At 65.3% G+C, this 14510-nt stretch carries 14 protein-coding genes; 4 read left to right on the forward strand and 10 right to left on the reverse strand.

The features are described from left to right. Positions 1-60: 60 nt before the first annotated feature. Complete coding sequence (locus IWX77_RS07180) at positions 61-1893, forward strand: AMP-dependent synthetase/ligase (protein WP_196843827.1); 1833 nt, start codon at positions 61-63, stop codon at positions 1891-1893. Positions 1894-1963: 70 nt separating this feature from the next. On the opposite strand, the gene IWX77_RS07185 is transcribed toward IWX77_RS07180, so the two are convergent. From IWX77_RS07185 to IWX77_RS07195, 3 genes are read right to left on the reverse strand one after another with little or no spacing between them, the layout of a single operon-like run. After that, positions 1964-2455: a peptide deformylase gene (locus IWX77_RS07185; protein WP_196843828.1), complete on the reverse strand. Its 492-nt coding sequence runs from the start codon at positions 2453-2455 to the stop codon at positions 1964-1966. A gap of 58 nt (positions 2456-2513) precedes the next feature. Further along, positions 2514-3851, reverse strand: a complete 1338-nt coding sequence (locus tag IWX77_RS07190) for a MinD/ParA family ATP-binding protein (protein ID WP_327012114.1) — start codon at positions 3849-3851, stop codon at positions 2514-2516. Positions 3852-3886: 35 nt separating this feature from the next. After that, positions 3887-7291, reverse strand: coding sequence for a pyruvate carboxylase (locus tag IWX77_RS07195; protein ID WP_196843829.1), 3405 nt, complete (start codon positions 7289-7291; stop codon positions 3887-3889). A 78-nt stretch (positions 7292-7369) separates the two neighbouring features. Here IWX77_RS07195 and IWX77_RS07200 point away from each other — a divergent pair, with 78 nt between their 5' ends. Beyond that, on the forward strand, positions 7370-8182 hold the full coding sequence (locus tag IWX77_RS07200; protein WP_196843886.1) for a ParA family protein: 813 nt from the start codon (positions 7370-7372) through the stop codon (positions 8180-8182). Positions 8183-8243: 61 nt separating this feature from the next. Here the strand turns inward: IWX77_RS07200 and IWX77_RS07205 are convergent, their stop codons facing one another. The 7 genes from IWX77_RS07205 to IWX77_RS07235 all read right to left on the reverse strand — a co-directional run bounded on the left by IWX77_RS07205 (position 8244) and on the right by IWX77_RS07235 (position 12834). Beyond that, on the reverse strand, positions 8244-8795 hold the full coding sequence (locus tag IWX77_RS07205; protein WP_196843830.1) for a MerR family transcriptional regulator: 552 nt from the start codon (positions 8793-8795) through the stop codon (positions 8244-8246). A gap of 279 nt (positions 8796-9074) precedes the next feature. Next, positions 9075-9779, reverse strand: a complete 705-nt coding sequence (gene ftsR, locus IWX77_RS07210; RefSeq protein WP_196843831.1) for a transcriptional regulator FtsR — start codon at positions 9777-9779, stop codon at positions 9075-9077. A gap of 29 nt (positions 9780-9808) precedes the next feature. Continuing rightward, on the reverse strand, positions 9809-10243 hold the full coding sequence (locus tag IWX77_RS07215; RefSeq protein ID WP_196843887.1) for an FHA domain-containing protein: 435 nt from the start codon (positions 10241-10243) through the stop codon (positions 9809-9811). A 190-nt stretch (positions 10244-10433) separates the two neighbouring features. Beyond that, complete coding sequence (locus tag IWX77_RS07220; protein WP_297413214.1) at positions 10434-11051, reverse strand: CDP-alcohol phosphatidyltransferase family protein; 618 nt, start codon at positions 11049-11051, stop codon at positions 10434-10436. A 10-nt stretch (positions 11052-11061) separates the two neighbouring features. After that, positions 11062-11601 carry an NUDIX domain-containing protein gene (locus tag IWX77_RS07225; protein ID WP_196843833.1) on the reverse strand — a complete coding sequence of 180 codons (540 nt, stop codon included), beginning with the start codon at positions 11599-11601 and terminating at the stop codon, positions 11062-11064. Between the two features lie 56 nt (positions 11602-11657). Continuing rightward, complete coding sequence (locus tag IWX77_RS07230; protein WP_196843834.1) at positions 11658-12212, reverse strand: adenine phosphoribosyltransferase; 555 nt, start codon at positions 12210-12212, stop codon at positions 11658-11660. Positions 12213-12258: 46 nt separating this feature from the next. Then, positions 12259-12834 (reverse strand): MarR family winged helix-turn-helix transcriptional regulator, encoded by a 576-nt coding sequence (locus IWX77_RS07235; RefSeq protein ID WP_196843835.1) that lies wholly within the window; start codon positions 12832-12834, stop codon positions 12259-12261. Between the two features lie 81 nt (positions 12835-12915). On the opposite strand from IWX77_RS07235, the gene idi reads away from it, so the two are divergent. Together idi and IWX77_RS07245 are read left to right on the forward strand one after the other, a co-directional pair. Then, positions 12916-13455 carry an isopentenyl-diphosphate Delta-isomerase gene (gene idi / locus IWX77_RS07240; protein WP_196843836.1) on the forward strand — a complete coding sequence of 180 codons (540 nt, stop codon included), beginning with the start codon at positions 12916-12918 and terminating at the stop codon, positions 13453-13455. Then, positions 13448-14494 carry a polyprenyl synthetase family protein gene (locus IWX77_RS07245; protein WP_196843837.1) on the forward strand — a complete coding sequence of 349 codons (1047 nt, stop codon included), beginning with the start codon at positions 13448-13450 and terminating at the stop codon, positions 14492-14494. The genes idi and IWX77_RS07245 overlap by 8 nt, the downstream gene beginning before the upstream one ends. Positions 14495-14510: the final 16 nt, after the last annotated feature.

Genomic DNA, 14510 nt, shown 5'->3' on the forward strand with positions numbered 1-14510 from the left:
ACTCCAGAAATTTGGTTGCAGGAGCAGTTGGTACGTTCAGCCGGTACCAAAGGAGTTGCCGTGAAACAATTTGATATGCCCGCCGTCGTTGCCGCCGACCCGGGCGCCAACATCACCGACCTCCTCCGGGACCGTCTCGCCGCGACTCCAGAGCTCGTTCTGTTTTCGTTGCCCCGGGGCGGCCAATGGCTCCCCGTCACCACCCGGGAGTTCCACGCGCAGGTGGTGGCGCTGGCCAAGGGCCTCGCCGCCGCGGGCATCGAGCCCGGCGACAAGATCGGGCTCATCTGCAAGACCCGCTATGAGTGGACACTGATTGACTTCGCGGTCTGGTTCGCCGGAGCAGTTCTGGTGCCCGTTTACGAGACCAGCTCCCCCAGCCAGGTGCAGTGGAACCTCAGCGACTCGGGTGCCATGGCGGTCATCGTCGAAACCGCCGACCATTTCGCCCGGTTCGACGAGGTGCACCCGGAACTGAGCGAGATCCGTTCGGTTTGGCAGATCGATCTGGGCGACCTCGACAAGCTCGTCGCCGGGGGCGTCGACGTGACGGATGCTGAGATCGAACGCCGCCGCAACCTGGCCGTGGGCGACGACATGGCCACCCTCATCTACACCTCCGGCTCGACCGGAAAACCCAAGGGCTGTGTGCTCACCCACGCGAACTTCCTGGAAACCAGCCGAAATGCCGCCGTCGCGCTCAAGGAAGTACTGGTTCACCCCGAGGGCGCCTCGACCCTGCTATTCATCACGACGGCCCACGTCTTTGCTCGTTTCATCTCGGTTCTGTGCGTGCACGCCGGCGTGCGCGTCGGACACCAGGCCGACACCAAGACCCTCCTGGCCGCGCTCGGCAGCTTTCAGCCGACCTTTCTGCTCGCGGTGCCGCGGGTGTTCGAAAAGGTGTACAACTCGGCGCAGCAGAAGGCGGTCGCCGGCGGCAAGGGCAAAATCTTTGACGCCGCCGCCCACGTGGCCGTGGAGCACTCCAAGCTCGTGCAGGCCGGAACGTCGATTCCGCTCGGTATGAAGATCAAATTCGCCCTGTTCGACAAGCTGGTCTACAGCAAGCTGCGAGCCGCCATGGGCGGCAAGGTCGTCTGGGCGGTTTCGGGTTCCGCGCCGCTCGGCGCCCACCTCGGTCACTTCTTCAAGAGCCTCGGCATTGTCATTCTCGAGGGCTACGGACTGACCGAAACGACCGCCCCCGCCACCGTGGGCCTGGCCACCCGGGCCAAAATCGGCACGGTCGGTCCGCCGCTACCCGGCGTCTCGGTGCGGGTCATGGACGACGGCGAGATCGAGGTCAAGGGCGTCAACGTCTTCAAGGAGTATTGGAAGAACCCGCAGGCCAGTGCCGATACCTTTGACGACGGCTGGTTGAAGACGGGCGACATCGGCGACTTCGACGAGAACGGTTTTCTCACCATCACCGGGCGCAAGAAGGAAATCATCGTGACGGCCGGCGGCAAGAACGTGGCTCCGGCCGCGCTCGAAGACCCGATCCGCGCGAATCCGTTGATTGGCCAGGTCATCGTCGTCGGCGACCAGAAGCCCTTCATCGGCGCGCTCATCACGCTGGACCCCGACATGCTGCCGGTGTGGCTGAACAACAACCAGGAGGATGCCGGCATGTCGCTCGTGCAGGCATCCGTCAACAAGACCGTGCTCGCAGAGATCCAGCGCGCGGTCGACCACGCCAATGAGGGCGTGTCGCGGGCGGAGTCAATTCGCAAATTCACACTGCTGGCGGTCGAGCTCACCGAGGACAGCGGTCATTTGACGCCGAAGATGAGCATCAAACGCAACATCATTCTGCGGGACTTCGCGGACGAGATCGCGGCCATGTATTCGGACGCGCCGGTCACCGAGGGCATCTCGCTGCGCGAGTAATTCTTGCGTCGTCGAATGCGTACGTCGAGCCTGTCGAGACCACGCCGGGGATTGGCTTCACCAACGTGACCTAGAACCAGGTCGACTCGCGGATTTCTTTCATCGCAGCGCGCCGGTTCTCCTTGTCGAGGCGGTCGATGTAGAGAAAACCGTCGAGATGATCGGTTTCGTGCTGCAGGGCCTGGGCCATGATGCCGGTGCCGGAGAGTTCGACCGGGTTGCCGTCGAGGTCGATGCCGGTGACCCGAGCGAAGGGGTAGCGCTTGGTCGGGTACCAGAGGCCCGGAACGGAGAGGCATCCCTCATCGACGAGGTCGGGCTCGCCGGAGAGTTCCGCGACGGTGGGGTTGAGAATGTAGCCGATGACGCCGTCAACGTTGTAGCTGAACGCGCGCAGGTTCACCCCGATCTGCGAGGCGGCGACGCCGGCCCGGCCGGGCAGGCGCACGCTGTCGACCAGGTCCGAAACGAGGCCGCGTACCCGGACGTCGATCCCGGTGATGGGGTCGGAGGCGGTCTTCAGCACCGGATCTCCGAAGAGACGGATCTGGCGTTCGGGCACGGGGAGACTCCTCGGTCGGCGGGTGGTGAAAAGCGAGCCAGTAGGAACCGGCCGCAAGCTACAGGCTGCGGTCGGCGGGCAGCCCCTCCACGACGAGCTCGGCGAGCGTGCGTGCGGCCAGCCGGGTGATCGGTTTGAGGTCTTTATACGACACGACGCTGCCGGCAGCGAGCTGCGGGTCGTAGGGAATGCGCACGATTTCGCGCACCCGGGAGCGAAAGTGCGACTCGATCTCTTCGAGTCGAACCAGGTTGGTGCCCTGGGTTGCGGTGTTGAGCGCGACGATCGCGTTGCGCACGAGGTCGCCATAACCGTTCGCTTCAAGCCAGGTGAGCGTTTCTGACGCCAACCGGGCCTCGTCGACACTGCCGCCGGAGACGATCACGATGGAGTCGGCGCGTTGCAGGGTGGCCCGCATGACCGAGTGCACAATTCCGGTGCCGCAGTCGGTGAGCGCGATCGAGTAGTAGCGGGCGGCGAGGTCGGCGACGACGTTATAGTCGTTCTCATCGAACGCTTCGGAGAGCAGCGGGTCGGTGTCCGAGGCGAGAATGTCGAGGCGGGTTTCGTCACGGGAGACGAGCGAGGAGAAGTCGGTGAAGTTGCCGATCGAGGCAGCCCGGGAGACGACGTCGCGCACGGTCGAGCGGGTCTGCTTGCTGACGCGTTCGGAGAGGGTGCCGCGGTCGGGGTTGGCGTCGATGGCGATGATGCGATCGTCGCGGGCATCGGCCAGGGCCATGCCGAGCAGCGCTGTGACGGTGGTCTTGCCGACGCCGCCCTTGCGGGTGAGGATCGGCACGAACCGGGTACCGCCCTCGAACTGGCGGCGGATGCGCTCGTCCATTTCCTTGTACGCCTGCACCTTGGTGGAGTCGCCCAGGTTGACCAGGTGCAGGGTGACCGCGTAGACGAATTCGGGCCAGACGCCCTGTGGCGCTTTGCGGGTCTTGCGGTTGACCGTGAGCAGGCGATCGGAGGTCAGCATGGCGGCCGACTCGGGCGCCGTGCTGTTGTCCGTGCGGATGCGTTCGCGCCGAACGGATGCTGCGGCATCCGTTCTCGACAGTGATTGCACGGCGGAGCCGGCACCGGCCGTCCGGGCCGGCGCGCGCGTGCTGATTTCGATCGTGTGGGTGGCCGGGGTCGACACGACGCGGGCGGTCGGGGTACTCGCGCTCGGGCGCCCGAGCGCCGCAACCGCGCGGCGCGGCGCGGCGGGCACGACGATCGGCACGCTCAGGCTCTCGGGCAGGGCCGCCGCGAGGTTGTCGATCGTGTGCGGCGGCAGCTCACTGTGGTAGTCGTCACCGCGGTACTCGTCGCTGGTCCGCTTGGCGGCGGCAGATACCGGGCGCGCGGACGCGCCCTGGTCGTCACTACGTTTGTCTGGCACAGGACATCCTCAACTGGTCGATAACGGCATTCATCTTAGCGTGGACGCACCACCACGAGCAGATCGCCCGCATCGACCTGCTGGGTGAACGGAATGGCTACGCGGTCGATCGTTCCAGCGATCGGCGAGGTGATTGCCGCTTCCATTTTCATGGCTTCGATCGAGGCGACGCTTTGGCCGGCATCGACCTGGGCGCCTTCCTCCACCTGCAGGGTGACCACGCCGGAGAACGGAGCCGCGATCTGGCCGGGCTGGTTGGCATCCGCTTTCTCAGCGATTTTGGTCTGCACGGTGATGCTCGTGTCGCGCACGAACACGGGACGCAGCTGGCCATTGAGGATGGTCATGACGGTGCGCATGCCCTTGTCGTCGGCTTCACCGATCGCTTCGAGGCCCACGTAGAGCCGCACACCCTTGGCGATTTCGACGGCGTGTTCCTGGCCCTGCTGCAAGCCATAGAGATAATCGACGGTGTCAATGACCGACAGGTCACCGTAGTTCTCCTTGACCTGTTCGAACTGGCGGGTGGGCGCCGGGAACAGCAGCTGGTTGAGCATGGCGCGACGTTCGGCGCTCGTGGCGCCCAGCGCGGTGCGCTCCCCCGCGGTGATTTCGGTAACGCCGATGCGCACGGTGCGTCCCGCGAGCACCTTGGTACGGAACGGCTCTGGCCAGCCGCCGGGCAGGTTGCCGAGCTCTCCGGCCATGAAGCCGATGACCGAATCGGGTACGTCGTACTTGTCGGGGTTCTGCTCAAAGTCGGCCGGGTCGGCTTTCACCGCGGCGAGGTAGAGGGCGAGGTCGCCGACAACCTTCGACGAGGGGGTCACCTTGGGCACCCGGCCGAGAATCTTGTTCGCCGCGGTGTACATGTCTTCGATGAGTTCGAAGTGGTCGGCCAGGCCGAGCGCGACGGCCTGGGTGCGCAGGTTGGACAGCTGGCCGCCCGGAATCTCGTGCGAATACACCCGACCGGTCGGTGCGGACAGTCCCGATTCGAACGGGGTGTAGAGGATGCGCACGGCCTCCCAGTAGGGCTCGAGGTCGGTCGTGGCCTTAAGCGAAATGCCCGTGTCCCGCTCGGTGTGGGCGAGGGCGGCCACGAGAGAGGATGCTGACGGCTGGCTGGTCGTGCCGGCCATCGGAGCGGAGGCCACGTCGACAGCGTCGGCGCCGGCGCGCGCGGCGGCGAGCAGCGTGGCGAGTTGGCCGCCCGGGGTGTCGTGGGTGTGCACGTGCACGGGCAGGTCGAAACGTTCCCGGAACGCGCCCACAAGCCTCTCGGCGGCACTCGGGCGGAGCAGCCCGGCCATATCCTTGATGCCGATGACGTGGGCGCCGCTCGCGACGATCTGGTCGGCGAGGCGCAGGTAGTAGTCGAGGGTGTAGAGGTTCTCGGCCGGGTCGAGCAGGTCGCCGGTGTAGCAGACGGCGACCTCGGCCAGGGCGGTGCCGGTGTTCAGCACCGCGTCGATGGCGGGGCGCATCTGCGACACGTCGTTGAGGGCGTCGAAGATACGAAAGATATCCACGCCGGTGTCGGTCGCCTCGCGCACGAACGCGTCGGTCACCTCGGTCGGGTACGGGGTGTAGCCGACGGTGTTGCGGCCGCGCAGCAGCATCTGCAGGTTGATGTTCGGCAGGGCTTCACGCAGCGCGGCGAGGCGATCCCACGGGTCTTCGCCGAGGAAACGCAGTGCCACGTCGTAGGTCGCGCCGCCCCAGGCCTCGACCGAGAGCAGCTGCGGCGTCAGCCGGGCCACGTACGGTGCCACGGCGACGAGGTCTTTGGTGCGCACCCGGGTAGCGAGCAGCGACTGGTGGGCGTCGCGGAAGGTCGTGTCGGTCACGGCCAGCGCGGTCTGGCCGCGGAGGTCGGCGGCGAACCGGGTGGGGCCGAGCAACTGCAGCTTCTGGCGGGAGCCATCGGGCGCCGGCTGGGTAATGTCGAGCTGCGGCAACTTGTCGCGTGGGTGCACCGTGGTCGGCGGCACGCCGTTGGGCTGGTTGACGGTGACCTCGGCGAGCCACGTGAGAATCTTCGTGCCACGGTCTTTGGATTCACGGCCGCGCAGCAGCTCCGGTCGTTCGTCGATGAACGAGGTGCTCAGGTCGCCGGCCGCAAAGTCAGGGTCGTCGAGCACGGCCTGCAAAAATGAGATATTGGTGGAGACGCCGCGGATACGGAACTCGGCCAGCGCCCGCTTGGACCGCACGACCGCGGCTGCATAGTCGCGGCCTCGGCAGGTGAGCTTGGCGAGCATCGAGTCGAAGTGCGGACTGATCTGCGCGCCCGGGTTGATCGTGCCACCATCCAAACGAATGCCGGCGCCACCGGGAGAACGATAGGTGGTGATCTTGCCGGTGTCGGGCCGGAACCCGGCCGCGGGGTCTTCGGTCGTGATGCGGCACTGCAGGGCGGCACCGCGCAGGCGGATCTCACCCTGAGTCAGGCCGATCTGTTCAAGGGTCTCCCCGGCCGCGATGCGAATCTGTGCCTGCACGAGGTCGACGTCGGTGACTTCCTCGGTCACGGTGTGTTCGACCTGAATGCGCGGGTTCATCTCGATGAACACGTGCTGCCCCGCGCGTTCGCCGACCGTGTCGAGCAGGAACTCGACGGTGCCCGCATTGACATAGCCGATCGACCGGGCGAACTTAATGGCGTCGGCGTAGAGCTGCACCCGGATCTCGTCGCTCAGGTTCGGCGCCGGGGCGATCTCAATGACCTTCTGGTGCCGACGCTGCACCGAGCAGTCGCGCTCGAACAGGTGCACCGTTTCGCCGGAGGCATCGGCCAGAATCTGCACCTCGATGTGCCGGGGGCGCAGCACCGCCGCCTCGAGAAACATCGTCGGGTCGCCAAAGGCGCTGTTCGCCTCGCGCATGGCCTCCTCGAGCGCCCCGCGCAACTCGCTTTTCTTGGAGACGCGACGCATGCCGCGCCCGCCCCCGCCGGCGACGGCCTTGGCGAAGATGGGAAAACCGATTTCGTCAGCCTGGCTGATCAACAGTTCGACATCGGTCGACGGCTGAGTCGACGTCAACACCGGAACGCCAGCCGCGATGGCGTGTTCCTTCGCCGTGACCTTGTTGCCGGCCATTTCGAGCACGCCGGCGCCCGGGCCGATGAACGTGATGCCGGCCGCGGCGGCTGCATCGGCCAGTTCCGGGTTTTCCGACAGAAAACCGTAGCCGGGGTAAATGGCGTCGGCACCACATTCCTTGGCCACCCGAATGATTTCACTCACATCCAGGTACGCCCGAACCGGATGCCCCACCTCACCGATCTGGTACGCCTCGTCGGCTTTCAGACGGTGTAAAGAGTTGCGATCCTCGAACGGAAACACCGCTACTGTCTTGGCTCCGAGCTCGTAAGCCGCCCGCATGGCGCGGATCGCGATCTCGCCGCGGTTGGCAACAAGGATTTTTTCAAACATGCAGGCCTTTCGAGGGCGTACGTGGCGCACAGCTAACGGTTAGGTTCTCTAACACTAGTGAAGGTAACGTTGCTACTCATGCACGTACTCAGCGTAAGTTCCCTTAAGGGTGGCGTCGGCAAGACCACGGTGACCCTTGGTCTGGCTTCTGCTGCCTTCGCCCGTGGCGTGCGAACACTGGTTGTGGATCTTGATCCGCAGTCCGATGTGTCCACCGGCATGGATATTCAGGTAGCCGGTCACCTCAATGTTGCCGATGTTCTCGGTTCGCCCAAAGAAAAGACCGTTCGCGCGGCTATCGCCCCGAGTGGGTGGACCCGTAATCGCCCCGGCACGATCGACGTCATGATCGGCAGCCCGTCGGCGATCAACTTTGACGGCCCGCACCCGAGCATCCGCGATATCTGGAAACTCGAGGAAGCGCTCTCGACGATTGAAAAAGACTACGAGCTCGTGCTCATCGACTGTGCCCCCTCGCTCAACGCCCTCACGCGCACCGCGTGGGCCGCGAGCGACCGGGTAGCCGTCGTCACCGAGCCCGGACTGTTCTCGGTCGCTGCCGCCGACCGTGCCCTGCGCGCGATCGAAGAAATTCGTCGTGGCCTGAGCCCTCGCTTGCAGCCGCTCGGTATTATCGTGAATCGGTCCCGAACGGCTTCGCTGGAGCATCAGTTCCGCATCAAAGAATTGCGTGACATGTTCGGTCCCCTCGTGCTCAGCCCCCAGCTTCCCGAGCGCACCTCACTGCAGCAGGCACAGGGCGCCGCAAAGCCCCTGCACATCTGGCCCGGCGACAGTGCGCTCGAAATGGCGGGATACTTTGATCAGCTGCTGGAACGGGTGCTGCGAACGGCGCGCATCGGAGAGTATGCCGAGACGCCCGCTCACTAGTCCTGACCTGCGCTAGCGGCACGCGACTTGCGGCACGCGGCACGCGGCACGCGGCACGCGGCTAGGAGATTTTGCGGGAGGTTCTCCGGGCGGCTAGCTCGTCGGTGGGGTCGATCGCCTGCCTGTCGAGTTCGACCAGGCTGGTTTCGACCTCGCGCAGGACCTTGCCCACGGCAATGCCGAAGACGCCCTGGCCGCGGCTGACCAGGTCGATGACCTCGTCGTTCGAAGTGCACAGGTAGACACTCGCACCATCGCTCATGAGCGTGGTCTGGGCGAGGTCACTGATGCCCGATTCGCGCAGCTGATTGACGGCTGTGCGAATCTGCTGCAGGGAAATGCCGGTGTCCAGCAGGCGCTTGACGAGCTTGAGCACGAGGATGTCGCGAAAGCCATAGAGTCGCTGCGAGCCGGAACCGGCCGCGCTCCGCACGGTGGGTTCCACGAGCCCGGTGCGGGCCCAGTAATCGAGCTGTCGGTAGCTGATGCCGGCGGCACGCGCGGCGACAGCACCGCGGTAGCCGCAGTTTTCATCATGCTCGGGCATGCCATCGGTGAACAGCAGTCCTAACGAGTAGCGCGAAGCGTCAGCGTCAGGCTTGAGCTCACTCATATGGGTTGCCTCTCGAGGGTTACGTCGTGCGGTGACTGGCAGCTGCTGTGAGGCGAGCGTCAGTCACTGTGGTGCGGAACTGAACCGGTGCGGTGGTGCTGGTGGTGCGAAGTCGTGCTGCTGTGGATCACTGTACCCACGGTATCGAGGTAGAACCCTTGCAGCCCTGACATTCGTGCGACTGGTTTGGCGTGTCGGTCATCCGCCGCCAACGCGGCCGAGGAAGACCCAGCGCGACCCACGACCGCACGTCACTCTGCGCCTGAGTCAGTCTACGACCTACTTGGTCAGTCGGCCCAGTGCGGAACGGATCAGGCTGCCTCGAATGACCTCAAGCTGCCCGGCGATTTCGACGGCCATTTCGGCCGCCTTGGCCCGGCTGGAGGCGTCTTTGCGTCGCGCGAGCGGCACGAGGGCACTCTCAATCAGTCCGAGTTCGCGTTCGGCGGCGCCGCGAAAGCCCCGAAGGTGTCGCGGCTCGATGCCGCTGCGTTGCAGCTCCACCAGGGCACGCAGCACGTGCAGCGCGCCGTCGCCGTAGTGGTCGGCGGGAAGAATGATCGACGCGGAGACGGCGTCGTGCAGCAGTGTGGCGGAGGCTCCGGCTTCACGCAATAGGTCCTCGCGGGTGAGGCGGCGTACGGTACCGAGCATCGACGGCCCGGGGGTGATTCCGCCCGGCAGCACCGGCGACAGTCCGGCATCCAGATCGTCCAGATACGAGCGGATGACTTTCAACGGCAGGTAGTGATCACGCTGCATCGACAGAATCAGCCGTAGACGGTCGACGTCACTGCTGCAGAACTTGCGATAGCCGGATTCGGTGCGGGCCGGGGAGACCAGCCCCTGTTCCTCGAGAAAGCGCAGCTTCGACGGGGTCAGATCGGTGAATTCCGGAGTGAGGCGCGCGAGAACCTGGCCGATGCTCAGCAGCGGCGCTGATCCCGGAGCGTGCGCTTTCGCCACCGACACGGACACGGACATGGACCGGGCTTGGGCGGCGTTTACTGCCACTACTCGCTCGCCGCGCGGGCGAGGTCGAGGCGGGACGCGTAGAAGGTGAGGCGGAACTTGCCGACCTGCACCTCGGCTCCGTCGGTCAGCGCCGCCGTTTCGATGCGCTCACCATCGAAGTAGGTACCGTTGAGCGAGCCGAGATCTTTGACCGCGAATGAGGTGCCCGTGCGCAAGAACTCGGCGTGACGTCGGGACACGGTGACGTCGTCGAGAAAGATGTCGGCGTTCGGGTGGCGACCGACGCTCGTGAGATCGGCGTCGAGCAGAAAACGCGCTCCGGCATTGGGTCCGCGGCGAACGACCATGAGGGCTGAACCGGAGGGCAAAGCCGTGATGTACTCCTGCTCCTCCGCAGTCACTTTCGAGTCGATCGACGCGATCTGTGCGGCAAACTCCTCACTGAAGTTCATCGTCGTATCGGTGCTGAGCATATCGTGCACCGTCGTCGATTCGCCGGGCGTCTCGTCACGGGACGGGACAGGGGTGGACGATGCTGGGGTGGACTGCGCCTTGTTGGGCATTGCTTCGCCTGTCGTCGGGTTCTCGGGCTGATCTGCGGGCACGGGATCGTTTTGTTTCTCGGAATTGTTCTTGCCGGGTAGATCGACCATCGTGCACCTCCTATCGCTCCAGCGTATCGGAAGATATCCCTCCAAAGACCCTCGGCAGTCGAATCACTCGCACCGTTTCAATCGCATAGATGATGCCCGCCCACCAGTACAGGAAAGCACCCCAGATGGCGAAGGCCCACCCCACCGGCTGTGACCACCATTCCAGCTGGGGAAAGGCCTGCCCGAGCATGATCATCGGCAGGGCGTAGAACAGGCAGAAGGTGGCCACCTTGCCCAATTGGTGCACCGGCAGCGGGCCGAAACCGAAGTTAGCGAGGATGATTCCGAGGGCCAGTAGAAAGATGTCGCGACCCACCACGACCAACACAATCCACCATGGCACGAGGTCACGCCAGGCGAGCCCGAGCAGCGCGGCAAAGATATAGAGGCGATCGGCGGCCGGATCCAGCAGCTGACCGAGCCGGGTGATCTGGTTCCAGCGGCGGGCGAGAAATCCGTCGAGCCAGTCGGTGAAACTGGAGATGCTGAGCACGACGAGGGCCCAGGCATCCTCTCCCTGCGCGAGGAGTACCAGAAATACCGGCACCAGCAGCAGGCGCAGAAAGCTCAGCACGTTGGGCAGGGTCAAGACCCGATCGCTGACCACCCCGTTCGCTGCCCCTGTCACAGGTGTGAGTCTATCGAGTGGGACCAGAGTCGGCCGCGGCGAGCCGCCCGCGCAGGGCGGGCCAGCTCGAGGCGAAACCGGGATGGAGGGCGAGGAGGTCAACCGCATCTGCCGCCACCCAGCGCAGAGCTATGCTCTCCTGGTCGCTGATGACGGGGTCAAATTCCTCCGTCGCCTCCACGACGACGGTCGTGTACGACCAGTATCCCAGATCGAGGAGGGAGGTGAATTTGAGCTGCACCAGGTGGGCGGGTACGCCGGCCTCCTCCCTGGCTTCACGCAGGGCGGCCGAGATCGCGCTCTCGTTCTCGTGACGGGCACCACCGGGCAGGCCCCAGGTGTCACCGAAATGACTCCACACCGCCCGGTGCTGCAACAATACGCCGAGGCGGGGATGGTACACGAGCAGTCCGGCCGCCCCGAATAGACCCCAATACCTGCGGCCATCGGGGGCGTGCACCCACGCATCGCCGCTGTCCCGGTTCGGGCCCGGCAACGGAACGGTGAACCCGCGTGCGTCACCCGCGTCAGCACCCCAACTCTCAGTCATGCTCCAAGCATGCCCCACCCGAGCCCCGGGTAGCGCGAAAACGCTCGTCCGGTGACCTAGATCGACATGATTGCGTGTACGGGGGCGGTGCCGAGACGCTCACGTCCGTGCAGATCGGTGAGTTCGAGCACGACGCCGACGCCGGTCAGGGTGTAGCCGGCGCGTTCTATCAGGCGGCTCGTGGCCGCGATGGTGCCACCCGTGGCGAGAACGTCGTCGAGGATGAGGACCCGGGTGCCGGCTGGCAGCTGGCCGACCTCAAGCTCGAGCCGGGCCGAACCGTACTCGAGGTCGTATTCTTCGGTCAGCACGGTACCGGGCAGTTTTCCGCCCTTGCGCACGGCCAGGACGGCCGCATTGGCCGCGTACCCGACAGCGGCGGCCAGCAGAAAGCCGCGCGCCTCGATGCCGGCGACCGCGTCGAACTGGCCGCGATGCTGGTCGGCCAGGTCGTCGATGATCGCGCGAAAGGCGACGGCATCGGCGAAGACCGGATTGAGATCGCGGAACAGGATGTCCGGCTGCGGAAAATCGGGGTAGGAGGCCAGCAGAGCCTCGACGTGGTCGGCGGCCGATGACGACGAAGCAGAAGGCGTAGAGAGTTGAGTCACTGATTCAGCTTAATCGGCGCTCATACCCTGCGTCCGCCAACGTACGTCAACGGTGTGCGAACTGCGGTTGCAGCTGCAATGCCAGATCGAATCCCGCATGCTCGAATGCCGCGTCCGGTCGCGGTATGACGGCAATCGCGCTCATCGCATCCAGAAAATGCACGACGGCCACCTGTTGGTCAACGGTGAGCTCCAGAGCCGCCTGCAGCAGCTGAGCGTGCGTGCCCCCCAACGCGAGGCGCATCTGCTCGTGCGACGACTGCGTCGCGAACAGCCGTTGCGCGTGGCCGTCGTCAGGGTTCACCTCCCGGCGAATGTGACCGGAGACGGAGAGCCTGGAGAGGAGCTTCGCCGTCGACGCCGAGGAAATATTCAAGAATTTACTGAGGGATGTGGGGCTGGCCACCCGGTGCTGGCGTTCGCAGTCGATCAGGTGCCGAATGGCCATCAGGTCAGTTTCGTTGATGTGCATCTCGGCTTGAGCACGATGACGCAACGCGGTACCGGCCACCCGAAAGCGGCGCACGGCGCGCAGGACCTCCATGGCCAGGGGAACGCCTGTATCCTCGGAGTGGTACCAGTACGCCCCGTGTGTTGAGGGCGAACTCTCATCCTGGCGCATGGTCACATGGTAACCTCAATCGTCGCTAACTTGGTTAGTTATTCGCAGCAGAATCAGCTTGTACCGAGAAGGGGAGCACACATGCAGACCGCCAACGCTCTTGATGAACACGTGGTCCTTCTCGATGACGAGGGGCGCCACATCGGCACCGCACCGAAGTACAGCATTCACGGATCAGACACCGCGCTTCACCTGGCTTTCTCGTGTTACGTCTTCAATGCGCTCGGCGAGGTGCTCGTCACCCGTCGAGCGCTGAGCAAGAAGGCCTGGCCGGGCGTCTGGACCAATTCGTTCTGCGGACATCCGCTGCCCGCTGAACCCATAACGCAAGCCGTCGACCGCCGTGCCCACCATGAGCTGGGGCTGCAGATCGACAATATCGACCTCGCCCTCCCCCTGTTTCGATATCGCGCCACTGACAGCGGCGGCATCGTCGAGAACGAAATCTGCCCGGTCTACCTGGCCACGACCGACCAGGAACCGACGCCGAACCCCGACGAAGTGGCCGAGTACGCCTGGACCCGCCCGGCGAATCTGTACCGTGCGGTGACCGACGCGCCGTGGGCGTTCAGCCCGTGGCTGGCGTTGCAGGTGCAACAGCTGGACGGTTTTCATGCTTGACACGGTCGCGGCCGGTGTCGAGACCGAACTGGCCCGGTTTTTTGCCGCGGCACGCCTGCGCGCGAGCGACTACGGTGAACACTATGTGGCCCTCTGGGATTCCCTTGAGCAGGCCAGCAGCGGCGGCAAACGGGTGCGGCCGGCCCTGGTTCTGGCGGCTTATGCCGGTTTCGGCGGGCGCGACCAGGCCCTCGTGGCACCGGTAGCCGTGAGCTTTGAACTACTGCACACGGCGTTTTTGATTCACGACGACGTCATCGATCGTGACTTGACCCGGCGCGGCGTAGCGAACATCGCCGGCCGGTTCAACGACCGCGCCCTGGCGCACGGCGCCGCCGCCGACCAGGCCGGAGTCTGGGCCGCGGCCGCGGCCATTCTCGCGGGCGATCTCGCGCTCAGTGAAGCACATCGCGCGCTGGCCAAACTCCCGGTCGACGTGCACACCCGGCTGCGGCTGCTGGACCTGCTCGACCGTGCGGTATTCGTCTCGGCGGCTGGGGAGCTGGCCGACGTCACGAACAGCTCGGCGCGGCATCCGCTCACCGTGGCCGAGGTCGTGACCACGTTGGAGAACAAAACCGCCGTGTATTCCTTTGAAGCGCCGTTGCAGGCCGGGGCCGTGCTGGCCGGGGCGTCGGCCGAGGCGATCCGTCTGCTCGGGCGCTACGGCCGGCTCATCGGGGTGGCATTTCAGCTGACCGACGATCTGCTCGGAGTGTTCGGCGACCCGGCGAAGACCGGCAAGAGCGTCACGGCCGACCTGCGGGAGGGCAAGCAGACCGCGCTGATCGCCCACGCCGGCGGTACCGCGAGCTGGTCGCTGATCGCGCCGTACCTCGGCAAGGTCGACCTGAGCGATGAGGAAGCCGAACGCGCCAGAGAGCATCTGCTTGCCTGCGGGGCGAAGGCGGCAGCCGAGGGACTCGCCTATGACCATTCCCGGCTGGCGGTCGACGCTCTCGACCCGGCGATCATTCCCGCAGGCCTGCGGACGAGCCTGACCGAACTGGCCGATGCCGCAGTGAATCGGTCACGCTGATGGGCCCCCTGCGAGC

Origin of the sequence: Cryobacterium sp. CAN_C2 (genome assembly GCF_015751745.1) — a bacterium.
Classification (GTDB): Bacteria; Actinomycetota; Actinomycetes; order Actinomycetales; family Microbacteriaceae; genus Cryobacterium.